This window comes from Polynucleobacter finlandensis (assembly GCF_018881755.1).
Taxonomy (GTDB): Bacteria; Pseudomonadota; Gammaproteobacteria; order Burkholderiales; family Burkholderiaceae; genus Polynucleobacter; species Polynucleobacter finlandensis.
In genome coordinates this window covers 42101-62777 of sequence record NZ_JACVPS010000010.1, presented here as the reverse complement: position 1 = coordinate 62777, position 20677 = coordinate 42101, and the positions used below count along the sequence as shown (strand labels likewise).

General features: G+C 45.2%; 20 protein-coding genes and 1 riboswitch. Of the genes, 12 read left to right on the top strand and 8 right to left on the bottom strand.

The annotated features are described in order from the left end of the window. Positions 1-87: 87 nt before the first annotated feature. A riboswitch (cobalamin riboswitch) is annotated at positions 88-304 on the bottom strand. A gap of 72 nt (positions 305-376) precedes the next feature. From ICN49_RS07965 to ICN49_RS07940, 6 genes are all read left to right on the top strand, one after another. Next, positions 377-994: a Crp/Fnr family transcriptional regulator gene (locus tag ICN49_RS07965; protein WP_216167323.1), complete on the top strand. Its 618-nt coding sequence runs from the start codon at positions 377-379 to the stop codon at positions 992-994. Positions 995-1139: 145 nt separating this feature from the next. Further along, on the top strand, positions 1140-2852 hold the full coding sequence (gene oxc, locus ICN49_RS07960; protein WP_216167321.1) for an oxalyl-CoA decarboxylase: 1713 nt from the start codon (positions 1140-1142) through the stop codon (positions 2850-2852). A gap of 75 nt (positions 2853-2927) precedes the next feature. Beyond that, on the top strand, positions 2928-4178 hold the full coding sequence (gene frc / locus ICN49_RS07955) for a formyl-CoA transferase (protein ID WP_216167313.1): 1251 nt from the start codon (positions 2928-2930) through the stop codon (positions 4176-4178). A gap of 111 nt (positions 4179-4289) precedes the next feature. Continuing rightward, entirely contained in the window at positions 4290-4718 is a 429-nt protein-coding gene (locus tag ICN49_RS07950; protein WP_216167312.1) for a PAS domain-containing protein, read from the top strand. 141 nt (positions 4719-4859) lie between these two features. Beyond that, positions 4860-6107: a formyl-CoA transferase gene (gene frc / locus ICN49_RS07945; protein WP_216167310.1), complete on the top strand. Its 1248-nt coding sequence runs from the start codon at positions 4860-4862 to the stop codon at positions 6105-6107. 1 nt (position 6108) lies between these two features. After that, a complete protein-coding gene (locus ICN49_RS07940; protein ID WP_216167308.1) occupies positions 6109-7041 on the top strand; it encodes a methionyl-tRNA formyltransferase in 933 nt (310 codons plus the stop codon). Positions 7042-7151: 110 nt separating this feature from the next. On the opposite strand, the gene ICN49_RS07935 is transcribed toward ICN49_RS07940, so the two are convergent. From ICN49_RS07935 to ICN49_RS07925, 3 genes are all read right to left on the bottom strand, one after another. Beyond that, positions 7152-7472: an ArsR/SmtB family transcription factor gene (locus ICN49_RS07935; RefSeq protein WP_216167306.1), complete on the bottom strand. Its 321-nt coding sequence runs from the start codon at positions 7470-7472 to the stop codon at positions 7152-7154. 53 nt (positions 7473-7525) lie between these two features. Next, the gene (locus ICN49_RS07930) at positions 7526-7801 is read right to left on the bottom strand and encodes a hypothetical protein (protein WP_216167304.1); all 276 of its coding nucleotides are present in this window, start codon (positions 7799-7801) and stop codon (positions 7526-7528) included. A gap of 64 nt (positions 7802-7865) precedes the next feature. After that, positions 7866-8015, bottom strand: a complete 150-nt coding sequence (locus tag ICN49_RS07925; RefSeq protein ID WP_216167302.1) for a hypothetical protein — start codon at positions 8013-8015, stop codon at positions 7866-7868. Between the two features lie 278 nt (positions 8016-8293). On the opposite strand from ICN49_RS07925, the gene ICN49_RS07920 reads away from it, so the two are divergent. From ICN49_RS07920 to ICN49_RS07910, 3 genes are read left to right on the top strand one after another with little or no spacing between them, the layout of a single operon-like run. After that, positions 8294-8881 (top strand): LuxR C-terminal-related transcriptional regulator, encoded by a 588-nt coding sequence (locus tag ICN49_RS07920; protein ID WP_216167301.1) that lies wholly within the window; start codon positions 8294-8296, stop codon positions 8879-8881. Next, positions 8878-10674, top strand: a complete 1797-nt coding sequence (locus ICN49_RS07915) for an ATP-binding response regulator (protein WP_216167299.1) — start codon at positions 8878-8880, stop codon at positions 10672-10674. Before ICN49_RS07920 ends, ICN49_RS07915 begins: the two co-directional genes overlap by 4 nt. 59 nt (positions 10675-10733) lie before the next feature. Beyond that, complete coding sequence (locus tag ICN49_RS07910; RefSeq protein ID WP_216167297.1) at positions 10734-11444, top strand: hypothetical protein; 711 nt, start codon at positions 10734-10736, stop codon at positions 11442-11444. Between the two features lie 221 nt (positions 11445-11665). Here ICN49_RS07910 and ICN49_RS07905 read toward each other — a convergent pair whose 3' ends face one another. The 5 genes from ICN49_RS07905 to metG all read right to left on the bottom strand — a co-directional run bounded on the left by ICN49_RS07905 (position 11666) and on the right by metG (position 16754). Further along, positions 11666-12964: a lipase family protein gene (locus ICN49_RS07905; protein ID WP_216167295.1), complete on the bottom strand. Its 1299-nt coding sequence runs from the start codon at positions 12962-12964 to the stop codon at positions 11666-11668. An 86-nt stretch (positions 12965-13050) separates the two neighbouring features. Continuing rightward, positions 13051-13902 (bottom strand): pantoate--beta-alanine ligase, encoded by an 852-nt coding sequence (gene panC / locus ICN49_RS07900; RefSeq protein ID WP_216167293.1) that lies wholly within the window; start codon positions 13900-13902, stop codon positions 13051-13053. Beyond that, positions 13899-14762 (bottom strand): segregation and condensation protein A, encoded by an 864-nt coding sequence (locus ICN49_RS07895; RefSeq protein WP_216167291.1) that lies wholly within the window; start codon positions 14760-14762, stop codon positions 13899-13901. The genes panC and ICN49_RS07895 overlap by 4 nt, the downstream gene beginning before the upstream one ends. Next, positions 14755-14943: a DUF3460 family protein gene (locus tag ICN49_RS07890; RefSeq protein WP_216167289.1), complete on the bottom strand. Its 189-nt coding sequence runs from the start codon at positions 14941-14943 to the stop codon at positions 14755-14757. The genes ICN49_RS07895 and ICN49_RS07890 overlap by 8 nt, the downstream gene beginning before the upstream one ends. 140 nt (positions 14944-15083) lie before the next feature. After that, positions 15084-16754, bottom strand: coding sequence for a methionine--tRNA ligase (metG, locus tag ICN49_RS07885; protein WP_216167287.1), 1671 nt, complete (start codon positions 16752-16754; stop codon positions 15084-15086). A gap of 151 nt (positions 16755-16905) precedes the next feature. Here metG and ICN49_RS07880 point away from each other — a divergent pair, with 151 nt between their 5' ends. From ICN49_RS07880 to ICN49_RS07870, 3 genes are read left to right on the top strand one after another with little or no spacing between them, the layout of a single operon-like run. Next, positions 16906-17739 (top strand): formate dehydrogenase accessory sulfurtransferase FdhD, encoded by an 834-nt coding sequence (locus tag ICN49_RS07880; RefSeq protein ID WP_216167385.1) that lies wholly within the window; start codon positions 16906-16908, stop codon positions 17737-17739. Positions 17740-17794: 55 nt separating this feature from the next. Further along, positions 17795-18361, top strand: a complete 567-nt coding sequence (gene dcd, locus ICN49_RS07875) for a dCTP deaminase (RefSeq protein ID WP_216167286.1) — start codon at positions 17795-17797, stop codon at positions 18359-18361. 46 nt (positions 18362-18407) lie between these two features. Further along, entirely contained in the window at positions 18408-20675 is a 2268-nt protein-coding gene (locus ICN49_RS07870; protein ID WP_216167284.1) for an arginine/lysine/ornithine decarboxylase, read from the top strand. The last annotated feature ends 2 nt before the right edge of the window (positions 20676-20677 follow it).

Here is a 20677-nt window from a genome sequence, read left to right as displayed (position 1 = left end):
TTCACCTTTTGAGAGATCGAGCGTCAATTGGACATCCTGGCCTGCTGGCTTGGGATGCTTCATCGGCGCGCGAAGATCCCCGTCCGCAAAATTCCACCTGTCTTGGCCGGTATCCGGGCTAGTAAATCTCAGAATCTGGCCTTCCCATGCAATTGACATGCACAGTGGCTTTTTCAGACTCCTGACACCCCTCATTTTTCAATTGAGGATGTATTTACCTACCGTTGCGGGGGCAGCACACGTTTAGTGTTTCCCGTTTAACTTTATTGCACTGCAATAAAGCACCACGACCCAGCAATTCTAGCCTAAGCACGTAGCTGAAAACCTGATTTAGATCATAAAAAGCCTACAATATAGGGTCTAGGATTAAGGATTCATGACAGCATTAGACAAGCACCTCGAAAAAAACCTGATTCGCTTACAGCTGAGCCAAAACTCAGTGCTAAAAAGCCTGGATCAGGAAAGCATGGCCGAATTAGAGCGTCATTTAGAGATCTCCGACCTCAGAAAAGGCGACATTTTGCTTCATCAAGGTGATCACCAAATGGAGCAGTACTTCGTACTGGACGGCATCCTAAAGCGGATCGTTTCGAGTGCGGATGCCAAAGAGATGATTTTGCGATTTGCTATCGAAAAAGATATTGAAACAAGCTATGCCGCGTGGCGCCTAAAGACGGCCGCCCCATACAGCATTGCCTCGGTTACCAAGGCGCGCGTGGCGCGTATGCCCATGAAGAAGTGGGCCGAGTTTCTTGACCAGCATCAGCCACTGAAAGAGAGCTTTGAATTTGAGGTGATGCGTCTGATGAGCGAAATCATGGCTCACACCATTACCTTGCATATGCTCGATGCCCCAGGCCGAGTGGAGCGTTTTCTGCGCAAATATGAGGACTTATTTGAGCTCCTCCCCAAAAAAGAGTTGGCAGCCTATTTAAATCTCTCCCCGGAGACTTTAAGTCGCTTAAAAACCAAGCATAAAGAGCTCTTTATCTAAGCGCTAACCCTTGAATTTACTGGATTTCAAGGGAAATTGACCGAAGTCAATGATGAACCACACCCCCGAGCCTAAGATTCACCTCTGCCCAAGTGAGGCGCATGTAGCCTTGTGATGCAATCGATAACTTAAAACAACTACTTATATGACAACAGACAACCAAAACACACAATTAACTGACGGTTTCCATCTCGTCATTGACGCCCTTAAGGCGAATGATCTCAATACGATTTTCGGACTCGTTGGTATTCCAATTACTGACTTGTGCCGTTTAGCTCAAGCTGAAGGCATGCGCTTTATCGGTTTCCGTCACGAACAGCATGCTGGTAACGCTGCTGCGATTGCTGGTTATATGACACAGAAGCCTGGTATTTGTATGACGGTTTCTGCACCTGGTTTCTTGAACGGTTTGACAGCACTTGCTAATGCTACTGTGAACTGCTTCCCAATGATTTTGATTAGCGGCTCAAGCGAGCGTGAAATCGTTGACTTGCAACAGGGTGACTACGAAGAGATGGATCAGCTCAATGCGGCAAAGCCATATTGCAAAGCGGCGTACCGCATCAATCACGTTGAAGATATCGGCATCGGTTTTGCTCGTGCGATTCGTGCAGCAGTTTCTGGTCGTCCAGGCGGTGTGTATTTAGACTTGCCAGCGCAGCTGCTCAGCCAAACCATGCCCGTTGAAGAAGCTAAGAAATCCATCTTCAAAGTCATTGATCCAGTGCCACGTCAAATTCCAGCGGCCGATGCTGTTGAGCGTGCTTTGAATGTGTTGAAGGGCGCTAAGCGTCCATTGATTCTCTTAGGTAAAGGCGCTGCTTATGCACAAGCTGATAAAGAGATTCGTGATTTAGTTGAAAAATCCGGCATTCCTTACTTACCAATGTCGATGGCTAAAGGCTTGTTGCCTGATAACCATCCACAATCTGCTTCTGCAGCGCGTTCATTTGTATTGGCTGAGGCTGATGCAGTGATGTTGGTTGGTGCGCGTCTGAACTGGTTGTTGGCGCACGGTAAAGGCAAGACCTGGGGTAAAGATCCTAAGAAATTTATCCAAATTGATATTCAGGCAAACGAAATTGATAGCAACGTGCAAATCGATGCACCATTGATTGGTGATATTGGTTCATGCGTTGGTGAACTCCTGAAGGGTATTGCTGCCGTTCCTAAGCCAAGCGCTGAATGGATCGCCGCGATTACCGAGAAGAAAGATAAGAACACCGCGAAGATGGCAGAAACACTTGCTAAAGAAGTGACACCAATGAACTTTCATGGTGCTTTGCGTGTGATTCGTGATGTGATTAAGAAGAACCCAGATGTGAACTTGGTAAACGAAGGCGCTAATACGCTCGACTATTGCCGTGCAATCGTTGATATGTACAAGCCACGTAAGCGTTTTGACTCAGGTACATGGGGCATTATGGGTATTGGTATGGGTTACGCCATCGGTGCTGCAGTCACTAGTGGTTTGCCAACGATCGCAGTAGAAGGCGATAGCGCATTTGGCTTTAGTGGCATGGAATTGGAAACTGTTTGCCGTTACAAACTCCCAATCACAACAGTGGTCTTTAACAACAATGGCGTATATCGCGGTACTGACGTCAACCCAACGGGTGGTGCAGATGTTGCGCCAACCGTATTTGTTAAAGATGCCCGTTACGACAAGATGATTGAAGCGTTTGGTGGCGTTGGTTACTACGTGACTACCCCAGCAGAATTAGAAGCAGCATTAACAGAGGCAATTGCAGCTGGCAAACCAGCTCTAATTAACGCTGTGATTGATGAAACGGCGGGTACAGAGAGTGGGCGTTTGACGAATTTGAACCCATCTGCTGGCGCTACTAAAAAAGCATAGTTTCAGGAATTTATTAAGTAACAGATACGTAATATTGAAGAGCTACATTAAGAAATAATTTAAGGAGAAACAAACATGACTAAACCATTAGACGGTATCCGCATCATCGATTTCACACACGTGCAAGCTGGTCCTGCATGTACCCAGTTGTTAGCTTGGTACGGCGCTGACGTTATTAAAGTAGAGCGTCCAGGCTCTGGCGACGTAACCCGTAGCCAATTGCGCGACATTCCAGGTGCCGATGCTTTGTACTTTACGATGTTGAACGGTAATAAGCGTTCTTTGACGCTCGACACTAAAACTCAAGAAGGTAAAGAAGTTTTAGAGAAGATGATCAAGGCTTCTGATGTAATGGTTGAGAACTTTGGTCCAGGTGCTTTAGATCGTATGGGCTTTAGCTGGGCGCGTATTCAAGAACTGAACCCAAAAATGATCATGGCTTCTGTAAAAGGTTTTAGCGATGGTCACTCATACGAAGACTTGAAAGTGTATGAAAACGTTGCACAGTGTGCCGGCGGCGCTGCTTCAACAACAGGTTTCTGGGATGGTCCTCCTACAGTTTCTGCTGCCGCTCTGGGCGATAGCAACACTGGTATGCATTTGGCAATCGGTATTTTGACTGCATTGATGCAGCGTCAAAAAACTGGCAAGGGTCAAAAAGTATCTTGCTCAATGCAAGATGCCGTATTGAACCTGTGCCGTGTGAAATTGCGCGATCAACAACGTTTGGACAAAATTGGTTACTTGGAAGAGTACCCACAGTACCCACACGGTTCATTCACTGACGTAGTTCCACGTGGCGGTAACGCTGGTGGCGGTGGTCAGCCAGGCTGGGTGTTGAAGTGTAAAGGCTGGGAAACAGATCCAAACGCATACATCTACTTCACCATTCAAGGTCACGCTTGGGAGCCAATTACCAAAGCAATTGGCAAGCCAGAGTGGGCAACTGATCCAGCTTATATGACTGCAGAAGCGCGTCAAGACAAGATTTTTGACATCTTCGCAACGATTGAAGAGTGGCTCAAAGACAAGACTAAATATGAAGCTGTGGACATCCTCCGCAAGTTTGATATTCCTTGCGCGCCTGTATTGTCAATGAAAGAATTGGCAAACTCACCAGACTTGCGTAAGAGCGGTTCTATTGTTGAAGTTGACCACAAAGTACGTGGTAAATATTTGACAATCGGCAGCCCAATCAAGTTCTCTGATTTGGAAATTGAAGTTGGTCCATCACCAGTTTTGGGTGAGCACACTGATGAAGTGTTGGCAGACCTCGGCTATAGCGCTGATGACATCGCTAAGCTGCACACAGCTAAGGCAGTTTAATAACTACAAAGCATTAATTTGTACAAGCTTTAAGGCGCTCCTAGTGAGCGCCTTTTTTATGGCATCACTTTTAATTTCCTATGGATCCGCAAAAGTCTTTAGACTGAGAATATGAAAACATCCATCGATCTCCATCAACTGCTAGATTGCATTGGCGATGCAGTGATTGTGTCTGATGCCAATGAAAAGATTGTGCTTTGGAATGCCGCTGCTACGCGCATTTTTGGTTATACCGAAGCAGAGGCTCTAGGAAATACGCTTGATCTGATCGTACCCGAGCGTCAGCGTCAGAGGCATAACGAGGGCTACAGCAAATCAATGGCAACCGGCACCACTCGTTATGGCACCTCTTTATTGAAAGTGCCCGCAAAGCACAAGGATGGACGTGCTTTATCGATTGCGTTTACCGTAGGCATGCTTTTTGATGAAAATCACAAGGCGACTGGGGTGGCTGCCGTGATTCGTGATGAAACCGAGCGATTTGCCGAAGAGCGAGCCCTCAAGAAGCGGCTATCTGATCTTGAACATCCTCCGTCTTAGCCCAATATAGTCAACGCAAGGCAGAAAATATAGGGTCTTAGCAGCATTCATGCCCAAAACCTGGGCATCCTTCATTTGCCCCAATTTCCGACTGGTAAAATTGGCTTAATTCAAAATTTCAATCTTATTAGGACTTAAACCATGGCAAAAGCACTAGAGGGGGTGAAAATCCTCGACTTCACGCATGTTCAATCAGGGCCGACTTGTACTCAGTTATTGGCTTGGTTTGGCGCTGACGTGATTAAAGTAGAAAAATCAGGTGAGGGCGATGCTACTCGCGGTCAATTACGCGACATTCCTGATGTGGATAGTTTGTATTTCACGATGTTGAACCATAACAAGCGTTCTATTACTGTGAATACCAAAACCCAAAAAGGTAAAGAAATTCTCGAACGCCTTATTAAAGAGTGTGACGTGTTGGTAGAAAACTTTGCCCCTGGCGCCTTAGATCGCATGGGATTTACTTGGGAACGTATTCAAGAATTAAACCCAATGATGATCATGGCCTCTGTAAAAGGTTTTGGTCCTGGCCCATACGAGGATTGCAAGGTTTATGAAAACGTTGCTCAGTGCGCAGGCGGCTCAGCTTCAACCACTGGTTTTGATGATGGCCCTCCGATGGTAACGGGTGCGCAAATTGGTGATAGCGGTACCGGCTTGCATTTAGCTTTGGGTATTGTTACTGCATTGTATCAACGTACGCATTCTGGTCGCGGTCAAAAAGTCTTGGCTGCAATGCAAGATTCTGTCTTGAATTTATGCCGCGTGAAGTTGCGTGATCAACAGCGTTTGGAGCGTAATGGCACGATGCAAGAGTATCCCCAGTATCCCAATGGAACCTTCGGCGACGCTGTACCCCGCGCTGGTAATGCCTCTGGTGGTGGTCAGCCTGGTTGGATTTTGAAGTGCAAAGGCTGGGAAACTGACCCCAATTCCTATATTTATGTTGTTGTTCAGGCTCCAGTATGGGAAGCAATCTGTAAAGTCATTGGTCGCGAAGATTGGATCACTGATCACAATTTCTCATCAGCCATGGCACGCTTGCCACGCTTGATGGAAATCTTTGCTGAGATTGAGAAGTGGACCATGACTCTAAGCAAGTTTGAAGTGATGGATATTTTGAATAAATACGATGTTCCTTGTGGCCCAATTCTGTCTATGAAAGAAATTTCTGAAGAGCAATCATTGCGCGATACAGGAACCGTAGTTGAGGTGGATCATCCGATTCGCGGTAAGTATTTGACTGTAGGTAATCCAATTAAGATGTCTGATAGCGAAACAGTTGTGACGCGTTCACCATTACTTGGTGAGCATACCGATGAGATTCTTAGCGAACTTGGTTTTACTACTGATGAGTTGATCTCATTGCGTCACGATAAGGTGATCTAAGATGCGGGTTGCTTTGATTGGAAGTGCAGATTTTGGGAAGGCTACTTTAGAGGCTTTTTTGGATCGTGGCGATGAAGTAGTTGCAGTCTTTTGCCCTCCTGATAATCCTAAGTCAAGCAAACCAGAAGTATTAAAAGAGGCAACGATTGCAAGGGGTTTAAGCCCTTTGCAGTTTTCCTCCTTAAAGAGTCCTGAAGCTGCTCAAGCCTTGATTGATAGCAAGGCTGATATCTGCGTGATGGCCTACGTATTGCAGTTCGTGCCGCAAGAGCTGGTCAAGATTCCGCGTCACGGCACTATTCAGTACCACCCATCCTTATTACCTCAATATCGTGGCCCTAGCGCCATCAACTGGGCAATTGCCCTGGGTGAGGAAAAGACTGGTTTAACCATCTTCCGCCCAAGCGATGGCTTGGATGAGGGCGCAGTCATTTTGCAAAAAGAAGTCGCTATAGGACCTGATGACACTCTCGGAAAGATTTACTTCGACCATCTCTTCCCAGCTGGTATTAAGGCTTTGTTAGAAGCTGCAGATCTCGTGGTGGCAGAAAAGCATACCGAAGTTATCCAAGATGAATCGCAAGCAAACTATGAAGGTTGGTTTGATGCAAACGCTGCGCAGATTCATTGGGCAAGTCACATCACCCAAATCTATAACGTCATCAGAGCGGCTAATCCTGCGCCAGGTGCATGGACGAAGTTTGGTGAGCAAAAAGTACAGATCTACGATTGCCATAAGCATGTAGCGCAAACCTTTGGTGCCGTTAAAGGCAAGCCAGGTGAGCTTACACAAATTACGCTAGATTCATTCTTCGTGAGTTGTCATGGTGGACAGATTGAAGTGCTAAAAGCTAAGGGCGCAGCTGGCAAAGTCACTGGTGCAGAGCTGGCTAAAGAATTAAGCCTTGAAGTGGGGCAATTCTTCGCGTTGTAATGTAGGGCGGCTCGACATTCAGCCGATGACCGCTACCGACCTTGATTTCAGCCCGTCGATGCAACAGTTAGGGCAAAACGTTCTACAGGCGGTTGAATGCCTGATCTTGGCTATAGGGCTAAGGATGCCTCTTCGACTAGCTCTAATTGCCCCTCCTTTTGGTTGGCATCGAATAACTGAGCCAACTCTACTGGAATATTTTCATTGAGATGATAAAGACATCTTGGGCCCCTTTGCCTTATAGCAACTAAATTAATTGCCAGAAGCTTTTTGAGATGAAAATCTAATGTTCCTGAATCAATACCGAATTGATCAATCATCTCTTTGGGTCTAACACCCTTTGTTCCAGATCTATAAATTAAGTCAAATACTTTCAATCTGGTGTCATGCCCCAACACTTCGAATACCTTGGAATAACGCAAAATTGTCATGTTGTCTCACTCCACTTATACATACCTGCTAATCTGATTATTAGAGACTAAATCTAGTTAGAGGTGCCTGTTGTGTAATCTAATGTTGGCTCAACATATGCAGCTTTACTTTTAAATGCAGCGCTATGTAATGTTTCTTTAAGCTCCACGATGTCCTCCCTCGCTTCATAATGAATCACCTGGAAATACTCTGAGACCCGCTTCAATTTTGGATTTAACTCATCAGGAATGTGGTGAGGATTGCTCTGCACTATTTCAGTTTGATTGTGAATACTTGCTAAAACTTTAGTTCCGGCTAGGGCTATAACGCCACAGATAATAAGAATCACTGTCAGAAGGCTAGTGCGTAGATGGCGCCCCAAAAGATTAGTTATAAACATTTCACCCGTCCGATTAGTAGGCTTGATCTTGAGAATGAGCTGCATTGATATATGCAGAAATTTTTGATACAGAAGTATCGATGTCACTCAAGCTTGCACCACTTACTGTACCAATGAAAAATGCAACAAATGCGACTAGTAGATAGCTAATGAATTTACTCATGAAACCCCCCTTTGGTTAATATTTCATTGGCTTTGTGAGCCCTGCATGTAATGTCGGCGCAATTGACAATAAAAAAGTTGACGCAAGTCAATTATTTGTAGGGAGAATGAGGAACTTTAGTGCTAGAACTAAAGTTCTATAGGCCAAATATTCAGGGCCGAGTAAGCTTGGAAAGCCTCTAAAAAACTAGTGTTTATGCCTATCAAATATAGATAGCATTCAGAGATCAAACTAATTATGCTTAATCGTCCCATAAACTTAAGAGATAAATCTTTCTGATGTCTGCATTATTAATCGTTGATGACCACCCCGTTTATCGAGATGCATTGCATCTTTACCTAACAAGAAGATTCAACGTACATGCTATCGAGGTATTTAGCGCATCTAATATTTCTGATGGCATTAGCCTAGCTAAGTCTAAGAATGTCCCTTGGACAATTTTATTAGACCTTAGCATCCCAGACTCCCTTGATCCCTTATTTGGAATACTTGAATTTAAAAAATTGAGTAATGTAACCAATATTGCAGCGATATCAGGGCTTGAAGAAGATGCCTGGAAGGAAAAATGTTTAGAAGCTGGCTGTCAGATTTTTATTTCTAAAAATAATGATGTTGAACAGATCTATAGCCAGATTTACGCAATGATGTCTACTTTTCTGCCTGAGGCTGTTGCTACCGGTTTGACAGGAAGACAATATGAAATACTTAAATGTATTGCTCAAGGCCAATCAAATAAAGTCATTGCATATAACTTTGAAATAAAAGAACAAACAGTCAAAGTCCACATTAATGCAATTTTCAAAGAGCTAAAGGTGTCCAATCGAGTTCAGGCTATCAATAAAGCTAAGCAATTGAACTTAATATGATTGAACTAAACATATCTAAATTCTTAAACAAGCGAAGTATTGATCTTTCGCCAGATCAAATCAAGCAGCTGCAATATGAGAAATTAGTGCACATGTTGAAGGTGGCTAAAGAAAGTCTTTTTCCAGCCTTTTTAGGACCCATTTTATGCCTCGTACTCTTTGCTGAATCAGCTGGATATGATCGATTTTACTTGTGGTTTATTGTTACCAATATATGCCTTTTAATCAGGGCATATTTGGTTTTATCTACGAACCCTCAAAAGAATATTGATAAAAATATTCTGAAAATGAATTGGGCTATTGGGCTTTCGTCAGCATGTTGGGGATTTGGCTGGCTAATCTTGCTCCCTACGTACTCCCTAGAATATTACTTACTTTATTACACCATTACTTTGATTTTTATTTTCATCAATATGTATGGGAACTGTCTGAATTGGAGTACTTTAGTTTCCTTCATAGCCCCGTTACAAATATGTCTATTCGTTTACTATATTTTCATTCCCAACGCTGTTGTGCACTGGCCGATTGTTACTGGTGCCGCCCTGTTCTTTTACTATTCCCTAAAATTAGGTTCACTTTTTTCACTATCTTGGGAAAAAAACTTAATCCTCAAATTTAAAAATGATGCGCTTTTAGATGAGTTGACCATTGAAAAAGATGCATCCATTGCTGCCAATGCTGCTAAGTCAGACTTCATTGCGACAGCTAGCCATGATCTACGCCAACCAATGCAAGCAATCAATATTTTCTTAGCTTTGCTAAATGATCAGAAGATGGATGAAGATGAAAAATTAATTATTGGTAAGTTGAAGTTTAGTGCCGATCAATTAAATAGAATGTTTAATGCTCTTTTAGATATTAGCAAATTGGATTCCCAGAGTATTTTGGTTAAAAATACCTTATTTGATGTCAGTGTCTTGGCATCCAATCTTCAGGGATTACTTGTACCGATTGCCAAAGCGAAAAATTTGAATTTGAATTTTAAATACCAAAATATGAACGCGTATGGCGATTTGGCATTGCTCACTCAGATTTTGATGAACATTATTTCCAATGCTATCCAGTACACAGAGTCTGGAGGTATTGATGTTTTATTCACCCAAGACACCCAGGGGCTTGTAGTCCAGATCCGTGATACAGGCTTAGGCATGAGCAAGGAAGATCTAAATTCAATATACAAAGAGTTTTACCGTGGCCAACATACCCGCGCTCTACATGATGGCCTAGGGCTTGGTCTTTCCATCGTAAATCGCATCATCAAACTCATTGGCGCTACGCTTTCCGTTGAATCAGATCTGGGAAGGGGGTCCGTCTTCACACTAAAAACCTATTTTGCCACTATAGAACCCGAAGCCCTTTTAGATAAAACTGCTGCAGCCAATCAAGTGCTGGGTGACGATTGTTCTGCCTTTACATTGGAAGATTCTCAGTGTTTACATTTAGGTCATTTAGCAATAATTGAAGATGACGATGTTTTACTAAATGCCTATTATCAGTTTTTTACGGCAGCTGGATTTGTCGTGCATCCCATTCCATTGAATGCTGGTGAATTTTATTCTGAGCTAGAAAAAATATCTCACTTGGATTTTATCTTGAGTGACTACAGATTGGGATTTGAGAATGGAGCTTCTTATATTCAGAAAATTCGCGAACAATTTAATGCCGATATTCCAGCAATCATCGTTACGGCAGACACATCACCTGAACACCTCAAAATATTTGATGATTTGAGTATCAAGGCATTGTATAAACCAATTGAACCCAGTGAAATTCTTAAACATATTAAAAAGTAATTTTCTTGATGCACCGTAATTAAGTATTGATTAATAATAAAAATAGTAGGAGACAAATAATGAATTACAAGATACCTTTAATAGGTTTTTTGTCGTATTTTGCAATGGTCAGCATCAGCGGCGCGCAAACCAAATCCAATGCTTGGGAAGGCGCTTATGGCCAAGTAGCAATAGGCTATGAAAGTTATATCCCCAAAGCCACTGCTGCTACAACCACAACAACACCTGGTGGTGCTCATATTATCCCCACATACTCAACCGCTACCCACGCAAATGGACCAACCGGCAGTTTTGGTGCTGGTTATAACTTTGCATTTAACGATACCTATCTACTTGGCATCGGCGTTGCTATAAGCCCTGGGGCCTCAAGTTCTGCGACTACAACTGCGACCGCTTCTGGTAGTTCGGCCTACGGTGTTTACAACGTTAACAATGCTTACAGCATCTCTCTTATTCCAGGGTATGCGATTGATACTAACCGTTTGGTATATGTCAAACTTGGATATGCTGCGGCTACTACACATGCTAGTGCCTCAGCGAACTCCCCCGATCTCAATTATCCCCAGCAATCCGTCAAAGTGAATGGCACTCTTTATGGGCTTGGCTATAAGCAAATGGTTACAGACGCCATTTACCTCCTTGGGGAGGCTAACTATGCAGTGAATAGAGAGAAGCAGGTCTCTGTTCTAACTAATGGGGGATATTTAATTAACTCTCCATCTAATGCCGTAGGCTTTGATTTAGTTGTTGGTATTGGCTACCGCTTTTAATTCCTAGGCTTATGCACTAGTTTTCAGTCATCAGCATTTTTACTTCATTTGCAGTCCTTCTGGAATCTTGCGAATAGCCCCTTGTTGCCGATTTGAGCCATCTGATTTAATTTGGAAATTGGGTGATTTCCAAGCCAAAGCGGCCATAGAGTAAGCAAAGAAAAACCACCCGAAGGTGGTTTTTTTACATCAGATATGGCAGGTCATCAAATGAAGAGTCGTTAGCTTTTTGGGCACCCATTTGCAAGCGGTTTATTGGCAAAGCGATCTTTAACCCAAGGCAAGAACGTTTGCTGCGCTTCTACGGGGCTAGTGAAGTGGGTTGCCCCGTCAAGTTCAATATGCTTCACATTGGCACCTAATTTGCACATCTGAGCTTCGTAGATATCGACCATTGGTTTGGGAACAGCATCTTTTGTTCCGCGAAACACGAGCACCGGTACTGTGGGCGCCTTATTTGGTACTCCACCAACAATCAAGGCATCGATCCATGCTTTGGTATTGCTTGGTGTTGGTTTGACTAAGGACTTGTAATTTTCACCATAGCTGTATGTCAATGAGTCACTTAAGACATGAAAACATTTATTGTTTGAGAGTACATCAAACGCTTTGGCACCCTCAGGAGTGAACCAATCAGTCAGTTGCAGTTTTTCTGGGTATGCTGCCTGTAAGCCATACATCATTCCTGCTAAATGGCCCCACATAAAAATATTTTGTGACAAAGGGGCAGTGATTTTCTCCATCGCTTGCTCTGGAGTCTGACTGCTACTCAAGGCAAATTGCGCGACCCCTGATACGTTCACTGGAGACAGAGCTACAACGCCAACGAGTTCGATACCATCAAAGGCAGTCCCTTTTTTGGCTAGATAGTCAGGAGAGCCGCCAGCAGACAGAACAGAGTAGCCACCCTCGGACCAGCCATAAAGTAGAGCCTTCTTACCAGCGCCCGTTTCCTTGATGGCGCCCGCTGCACGAATGGCATTGATCGCATCTCGACCTTGTGTTTGCCCAACGGCATATTGGTGCTTGCCACCACCACCAAGCCCTTGATAATCAGTGGCTACGACAACATAACCTTGTTTGATAAATTCAGTTACGGAGAGGACGCCGTAATCCTCCCAAGAATTGCCATTCATGAGGTAGTACTCATTTAAAGGTACGGCTGGATTAATTTGTTGCGAAGGGCCGCAATTTTGCGCACTACCTGTCGTACCGTGAGACCAGGAAACAATTGGGCGACCCTCTTTCGGAGCTGGACCCACTGGCGCAATCAATAGGCCGGTTGAAATTGTTTTGAGATCGTTTACATCTGAAGAAATGTAGGCAATGCGCCAAGCCTGAGCGCCCGATATCTCTGTTGCTACTTTTTCTTTCTTGACCACCTGCCCGAGTTTGCCCTCAGGTTTTATTTTGGAGGCTGCAACATAAAAGGGTGGGACCGCAGGGGCAGCCTCAGCAGCCAAAGGGAAAAGAGAGCTACAGGCAATGACCAGCAGTAGACGGCGCCCAAAACGGTTCATGACTAATCCTTTGAGATTGGTTAGGTCTCAGTATATTCAAGTCATTAATGCGATGCTTAGTTTTGAAAAAACTGTCTTCGGGCTACTTAGATCTCTAAGTTATCAATAAGGCGGGTTTTGCCCAGTTTGGCTGCGGTGAGGATCACCAAAGGTTGACCGGCTTGTAGATTTTCATTATTGGATGGTGCTAAGTCACCCTGTTGACGAATAGCAATGTAATCGGGCTCCCAACCGCGACCAGCTAATTGCGCGACAGCCTTCTTTTCAATGGCAGATAGTGCTTCAATATTACGTTCTTTTAAGTCCAAGACTTGATTGCGTACTTCATTGAGTAATCTTTGTAGCTCAGGAGCCTCAGCCCGCTCCGCCGTAGAGAGATAGCCATTGCGTGAGGAGAGCGCTAGGCCATCTTCTGCGCGAATAGTTTCAGCAGGAATGATGTCAACTGGTAGAGCAAATTGTTTTGCCATCTGACGAATGATCATCAGCTGCTGATAATCTTTTTTGCCAAACACAGCAACCTTAGGTTGTACGCAAGAAAAGAGTTTGAGGACAACGGTACAAACGCCTTTAAAGAAGCCGGGGCGAAATTCACCTTCAAGGATATCGCCCAATTGTTGTGGCGGATCTACGCGGTATTCCTGGGGCTGCGGGTACAGATCGCGCTCAGTAGGCGCAAACAGAATGTAGACACCTTCTTTTTCCAGCTTGTCGATGTCTGCCTGCATGGTGCGGGGGTAGCTATCAAAATCTTCATTTGGCCCAAACTGCAAGCGGTTCACAAAGATACTGGCTACAACCGGGTCGCCATGTTGTCTGGCAAGGCGCATCAAGGAGAGATGCCCCTCGTGCAAGTTGCCCATCGTTGGTACAAAGGAGGCTCGGGTTTGACCACGCAAGTGGTCACGCAATTCATTAATATCGCTAATGATTTTCATGCAACAGGGGTGTAAGCAAGGCGCACATAAATTGGTGCGTAGGGCTCGGCTTGGGTAATTTCAACCAGGGCTTCGCGCGAAAGTTCAAGCATCGCAATGAAGTTCACAATGACTACTGCCACGCCACCGCCCGAATGAATCGCCTCTTCGAATAATTCTCCGAACTCAACAAAGCGTGTGCTTTGCAAGCGACGCAAAATACGTGTCATAAAGTCTCGCACTGATAAAGCTTCGCGAGTAATAGTGTGATGTTGGTTGAGTGTGGCGCGGTGCAAAACATCACGCCAAGCCATTTGTAAGTCATCTACATTTACTTCAGGCCAAGTAACGGCAACCGTAGTATCGACATAGCCATGCGCTATTTGGAAGTCACGACCATGTTGTGGAATCTGATCAATCTCTTGAGCAGCAAGCTTCATACGCTCATATTCAAGTAAGCGACGCACCAGTTCTGCGCGTGGGTCATCTACTTCCTCATCGCTATCTGCTTTTTTCATGGGCAGTAGCATGCGCGATTTAATTTCAATCAGCATCGCTGCCATTAAAAGATATTCAGCAGCGAGTTCTAAATTGGTATGGCGAATTTGGTCGATATAACTCAGGTACTGTTGGGTCACCTGCGCCATCGGAATATCGAGCACGTTGAAGTTTTGCTTGCGGATCAAATACAGCAGGAGATCGAGCGGACCTTCAAATGCTTCTAAGAAAATTTCCAGCGCATCAGGTGGAATATAAAGATCGGTAGGAAGCTTAAATAATGGCTCGCCATAAAGCTTTGCGAAAGCAGCAGACATCCCATCCGTTACGGACGGGGTGCTATCTAGTAAATCCGATATTGGCTGTGTACTCGGTTCAGTCATTCGAATAAACGTAAGCGCGTTGCTTCAACTTCGCTGCTTTTGCGCGACGTAAATCTTCAGTGCTTAGTGGCTCTTTATCCCAGAGGAGTGAGCGACCAGCTTGCTGATCTGCCTCGAGGTGTGGTTTCTCGGATTTGAGTTCATTTAAGAACTGTGTGAATTCGGATTGATAACGTGCCATCATATTTCCTAAAATTCTGAATTAATTCAATAACTTATAAAAGTTACCCCAAGACTACAACGGGGCTAGAACTATCATTATTAACGATTTTTCATCCAACTCAGTCGACTTTTCCTCTGCCCGACTGAAATAGATGGTTTTTAGAGGTTTGCAGCTAGTAAAGCCTCAATTTGAGGGGCCTCTACGCGGGTCATGAGGTGTTTGTAGGCATTGATGGGATTTTTGCTGGAAAGAGGCGTATTCACGGCATTCCAGTCCATCGTTGGCAAGGATAAGAACGCCTCAACGCCAGCTACAACTTGCGGCAAGACCGGCTTCAAATACAGACTCAGCATTCTGAAGGCCTCTAATGTAACGCTGCAGACACTTTGTAGATCCGCTTCGCGTGCCAGATCTTTGGCAATTTCCCAGGGTTTATTGCCATCAACAAAAGCATTGACCTTATCAGCGAGTTCCATGATGGTGCGCAATGCCTTGGCATATTCGCGACCTTCATACAGGGCTGCGATTTTTTCACTTGCGCTTCTAATCTCAGTTAGCAAAGGATGATTCATTGCTTCATCAGAAACCACGCCACCAAAACGCTTCACTAAAAATCCAGCGCTACGACTAGCAATGTTGATGTACTTACCAAGTAAGTCGCTATTCACTCTTGCAACAAAATCTTGAAGATTTAAATCTAAATCTTCCATGCTGTCATTAAGCTTAGTGGCAAAGTAATAACGGAACCATTCAGGATTAAAGCCACACTCAATCACACTATGGGCAGAGATGAGCGTGCCACGTGACTTACTCATTTTTTCACCATCAACAGTTAAGAAGCCGTGAGCAAATACATTGGTAGGTGTGCGATAGCCAGCAAACTGTAAAGTTGCAGGCCAGAAGAGGGTGTGGAAATACAAAATATCTTTGCCGATGAAATGGTATTGCTCGGTAGTGGTATCTGGTTTCACCCACTCATCAAAGTCTAGGCCCTTGGCCTGACAGTAATTGAGGAAGCTGGCGTAGTAGCCAATTGGGGCGTCAAGCCATACATAGAAGTACTTGCCGGGCGCATCCGGAATCTCAAAGCCAAAATAAGGGGCGTCGCGGGAGATGTCCCAGTCGCTTAGCTTGCTTTCACCTGGTTGGCCAACCCACTCTTTCATCTTGTTGCGAGCTTCAGGCTGCAAAGGTGTTTTGACTTGGGTCCATTCGCGTAAGAATGTCTCGCAACGCGGATCAGAAAGTTTGAAAAAATAGTGATCAGATACTTTTTTGATTGGTGTTGCACCACTCACTACCGAGAAAGGATTTTTTAGATCAGTAGGGGAGTAAGTTGCGCCACACTTTTCACAAGAGTCACCATATTGGTCTTTAGCGCCGCACTTAGGGCACTCCCCTTTAATGAAGCGATCTGGTAAGAACATTTCTTTAACGGGATCGTAGGCTTGCTCAATCGAGCGCATCTCAATGAGACCAGCATCGCGTAGCTTCAGATAAATGCTTTGGGCTAACTTTTCGTTCTCTGGACTATCGGTGGTGTAGTAGTTGTCAAAAGAAATTAAAAAGTCATCAAAGTCGCGCTTATGTTCTTTCCAAACGTTGGCGATGAGCTCTTTGGGAGTAATGCCTTCTTTTTCAGCGCGCAGCATGATTGGTGTGCCATGGGTGTCATCGGCGCCAACGTAGTGCACCTCATGACCACGCATTCTTTGGTAGCGCACCCAAATATCGGTTTGTACGTATTCCACCAAATGCCCAATATGGATTTGACCATTGGCATACGGCAAGGCGGAGGTAACAAGAAGGCGGCGGTTTGGGCTACTCATGTAAAGCTAACTTAAAAATTAAATATGACAAGAATGAAATCGATAAACTGAAGACAAGATTATGGTGCTTAGGGTTTACTTGAGCACCAATTTTAGTCTGCGGTTAAAGTGAATACCGATTTGAAACCAATTTAAGAGATGTTTTATGGCTTTGCCCCACAAAATCCAGATGTCCAACGCCTCCGTGCCCCTAGTGCATGAGGTGGAGATATTGGATGAAGCGGGGCGCCTCAAAACCACCCATGTCCCTGGGGAGCGCCCTTTAACCATTTATTTGGATAAGCGTGAGGTTGTTACCTTAATGACGCTGGGGAGCGCTCCTGAGGCCTTGGTACTGGGTTACTTGCGTAATCAACGCTTAGTGGAGTCGATTGACGATATTGAGAGTATTCAGGTGGACTGGGAGACGGATTCCGCCGCCGTGAAGACGCGACGCAGTACGGTCGATATTGACGCGCTTACCAGCAAACGGGTAGTCACCACCGGCTGCGGCCAGGGCACCATGTTTGGCGGTCTGATGGAGGATATGGCCCAGATTCGTTTGCCTGATGGCCCTAAGCTTGCTCAAGAGGCGATCAGCGAGTTGGTCGATGCCATCCGCATACACGACACCATTTACAAGAAGTCTGGCTCGGTCCATGCCTGCGCTGTTTTTGAGCGCTCTGGAGAAAGCCACGTTCGCTTACTCCATTTTATTGAGGATGTGGGGCGCCACAACGCGGTGGACTCTATTTCTGGTCTGATGTGGCTGGACAATAAGCCGGGTCGAGATTTGGTTTTCTTTACAACTGGGCGCTTGACCTCGGAGATGGTGATTAAGGGGGTTCAGATGGAAATCCCTTTCTTGCTCACCCGGTCCGGGGTAACGCTGATGGGGCTCGAACTAGCCCGCAAAACCAATCTGACGCTCCTATCGCGCTGCTCTGGTAAGCACTTCGAGATCTATAACGCCCCTGAGCGGGTCATTTTTAGCAAGGCTAGCTAGTCCTCATCCCTACAAATTGGTGGGCATTGGCAGTCTAAGGTTTTACAATTCCGCCATGACTATTAAATCAGACCACTGGATCCGCCGTATGGGCGAGCAAGGCATGATCAGCCCATTTGAACCTGGACAAGTTCGCCTAGATGACGCCGGCAACAAAATCGTTAGTTATGGCACTTCAAGCTATGGCTATGACATTCGTTGCGCAGATGAATTCAAGATCTTTACCAATATCAACAGTACGATTGTTGACCCTAAGAATTTCGATGACAAATCCTTTGTCGATTTCAAAGGTCCGGTGTGCATCATTCCACCAAACTCATTCGCTTTGGCAAGAACTGTGGAGTATTTCAAGATCCCGCGTAGTGTGCTGACGGTTTGTGTTGGTAAGAGCACTTATGCACGTTGCGGCATTATTGTGAACGTCACCCCCTTTGAACCAGAGTGGGAAGGCTATGTCACTTTAGAGTTTTCTAACACTACGCCATTACCAGCAAAGATTTACGCAGGTGAAGGTTGCGCTCAAGTGTTGTTCTTTGAGAGTGATGAGATTTGCGGTACATCCTATAAGGATCGTGGCGGCAAATATCAAGGCCAGCGGGGCGTGACCCTGCCCAAGACTTAATTTTTTACTGTATTCAAACTCTAGCTCGCAAACCTAAAGGGTCGTCATGAAATTTCGTTTCCCAATCATTATTATTGATGAGGACTTTCGTTCCGAAAATATTTCGGGATCGGGTATTCGTGACTTAGCGGAAGCGATTGAAACCGAGGGCATGGAAGTGATTGGCCTGACAAGTTATGGTGACTTGACTTCCTTTGCGCAACAAGCCTCGCGCGCCTCTTGTTTTATCGTTTCGATTGATGATGAAGAGTTCATCTCTGATTCAGAAGATCATGATTTGCCTGCCTTGAATAATTTACGTGCCTTCATTACTGAAGTGCGCAAACGCAATGAAGATATTCCAATCTTCTTATACGGCGAGACTCGTACTTCACGCCATATGCCCAATGACATCTTGCGTGAGTTGCATGGCTTCATTCACATGAATGAAGACACCCCAGAATTCGTTGCGCGTCACATCATTCGTGAGGCAAAGGTGTACTTGGATTCATTAGCGCCACCATTCTTCCGTGCCTTAACCAATTACGCCTCTGAAGGCTCTTACTCTTGGCATTGTCCTGGCCACTCCGGTGGTGTCGCTTTCTTGAAGAGTCCTGTGGGTCGGATGTTCCACCAGTTCTTTGGTGAGAACATGCTGCGTGCAGACGTCTGTAATGCCGTAGAAGAATTAGGTCAACTGCTTGATCACACTGGTCCCGTTTTACAAAGCGAGCGCAATGCTGCCCGTATTTTTAATGCGGATCATTTGTTCTTTGTAACGAATGGCACATCGACGTCTAACAAGATTGTTTGGCATTCCACGGTTGCCCCAGGGGACGTCGTCCTGGTAGACCGCAACTGCCATAAGTCAGTGATTCATTCGATCACGATGATGGGCGCGATCCCGATTTTCTTGATGCCAACCCGTAACCACCTTGGCATTATTGGTCCCATTCCTAAAGAAGAGTTTGAGTGGAAAAACATCAAGAAGAAAATTGATGCGAATCCCTTCATTAAAGACAAGAACGTTGTGCCACGCGTGATGACGCTGACCCAAAGTACTTATGACGGCATCATCTACAACGTGGAGATGATCAAAGAGATGCTCGACGGTAAGGTCGATTCCTTGCATTTCGATGAGGCTTGGTTGCCGCATGCTGCATTCCATCCTTTCTACAAAGATATGCATGCCATTGGCTCTGATCGCAAGCGTACTAAGAAAAGTTTGATGTTTGCAACTCAGTCAACGCATAAGTTGTTGGCAGGTTTGTCGCAGGCCTCACAGGTATTGGTACAAGATGCTGAGGACACTAAGCTTGATCGTGATTGCTTCAATGAAGCCTATCTGATGCATACCTCTACCAGTCCACAGTACGCCATTATTGCGTCGTGCGACGTGTCAGCAGCGATGATGGAATCACCTGGCGGCACAACGCTGGTTGAAGAATCGATTGCTGAAGCCATGGACTTCCGTCGTGCGATGCGTGAAGTGGATGATAAGTTCGGCGCTGATTGGTGGTTTAAGGTTTGGGGCCCAGATCATCTGGCTGAAGAAGGTATTGGCGAGCGCTCTGACTGGATCTTGGAGCCCAAGGCGAGTTGGCATGATTTTGGCAATCTTGCTCAAGACTTCAATATGCTCGATCCCATTAAGGCAACTGTTGTTACCCCAGGTTTAGACATTGAAGGTAACTTCGGCTCAATGGGCATCCCTGCAAGCATTGTGACGAAGTATTTAGCTGAGCATGGCGTGATCGTGGAGAAGTGCGGTTTGTACTCATTCTTCATTATGTTCACCATCGGCATCACCAAAGGCCGCTGGAATACGCTTGTTACTGAGTTGCAACAGTTCAAGGATCACTTTGACAAGAACGCTCCTTTGTGGAAAGTCTTGCCCGAGTTTGTGGCCAAGCACCCCCGCTATGAGCGCGTTGGCCTAAAAGATATTTGCCAACAGATTCATGAGTTCTATAAGAGCCGCGATGTAGCGCGCATGACTACCGAGATGTATACCTCTGATATGGTTCCTGCGATGATGCCTTCAGAGGCTTGGGCCAAGATGGCTCATAAGGAAGTTGATCGTGTGCCCTTGGATAAATTAGAGGATCGCATTACCGCTATGTTAGTAACGCCATATCCTCCAGGCATTCCCTTGCTGATTCCGGGTGAGCGCTTTAATAAGCGCATCATTGACTATCTCTATTTCGCCAGAGACTTCAATGAGAAATTCCCAGGATTTGAGACTGATATCCATGGCCTTGTAAAAGGTGAAGTAGATGGACATAGTGAGTACTATGTTGATTGCGTTAGAGGCGCACCATCACTAAAGCAGTGATT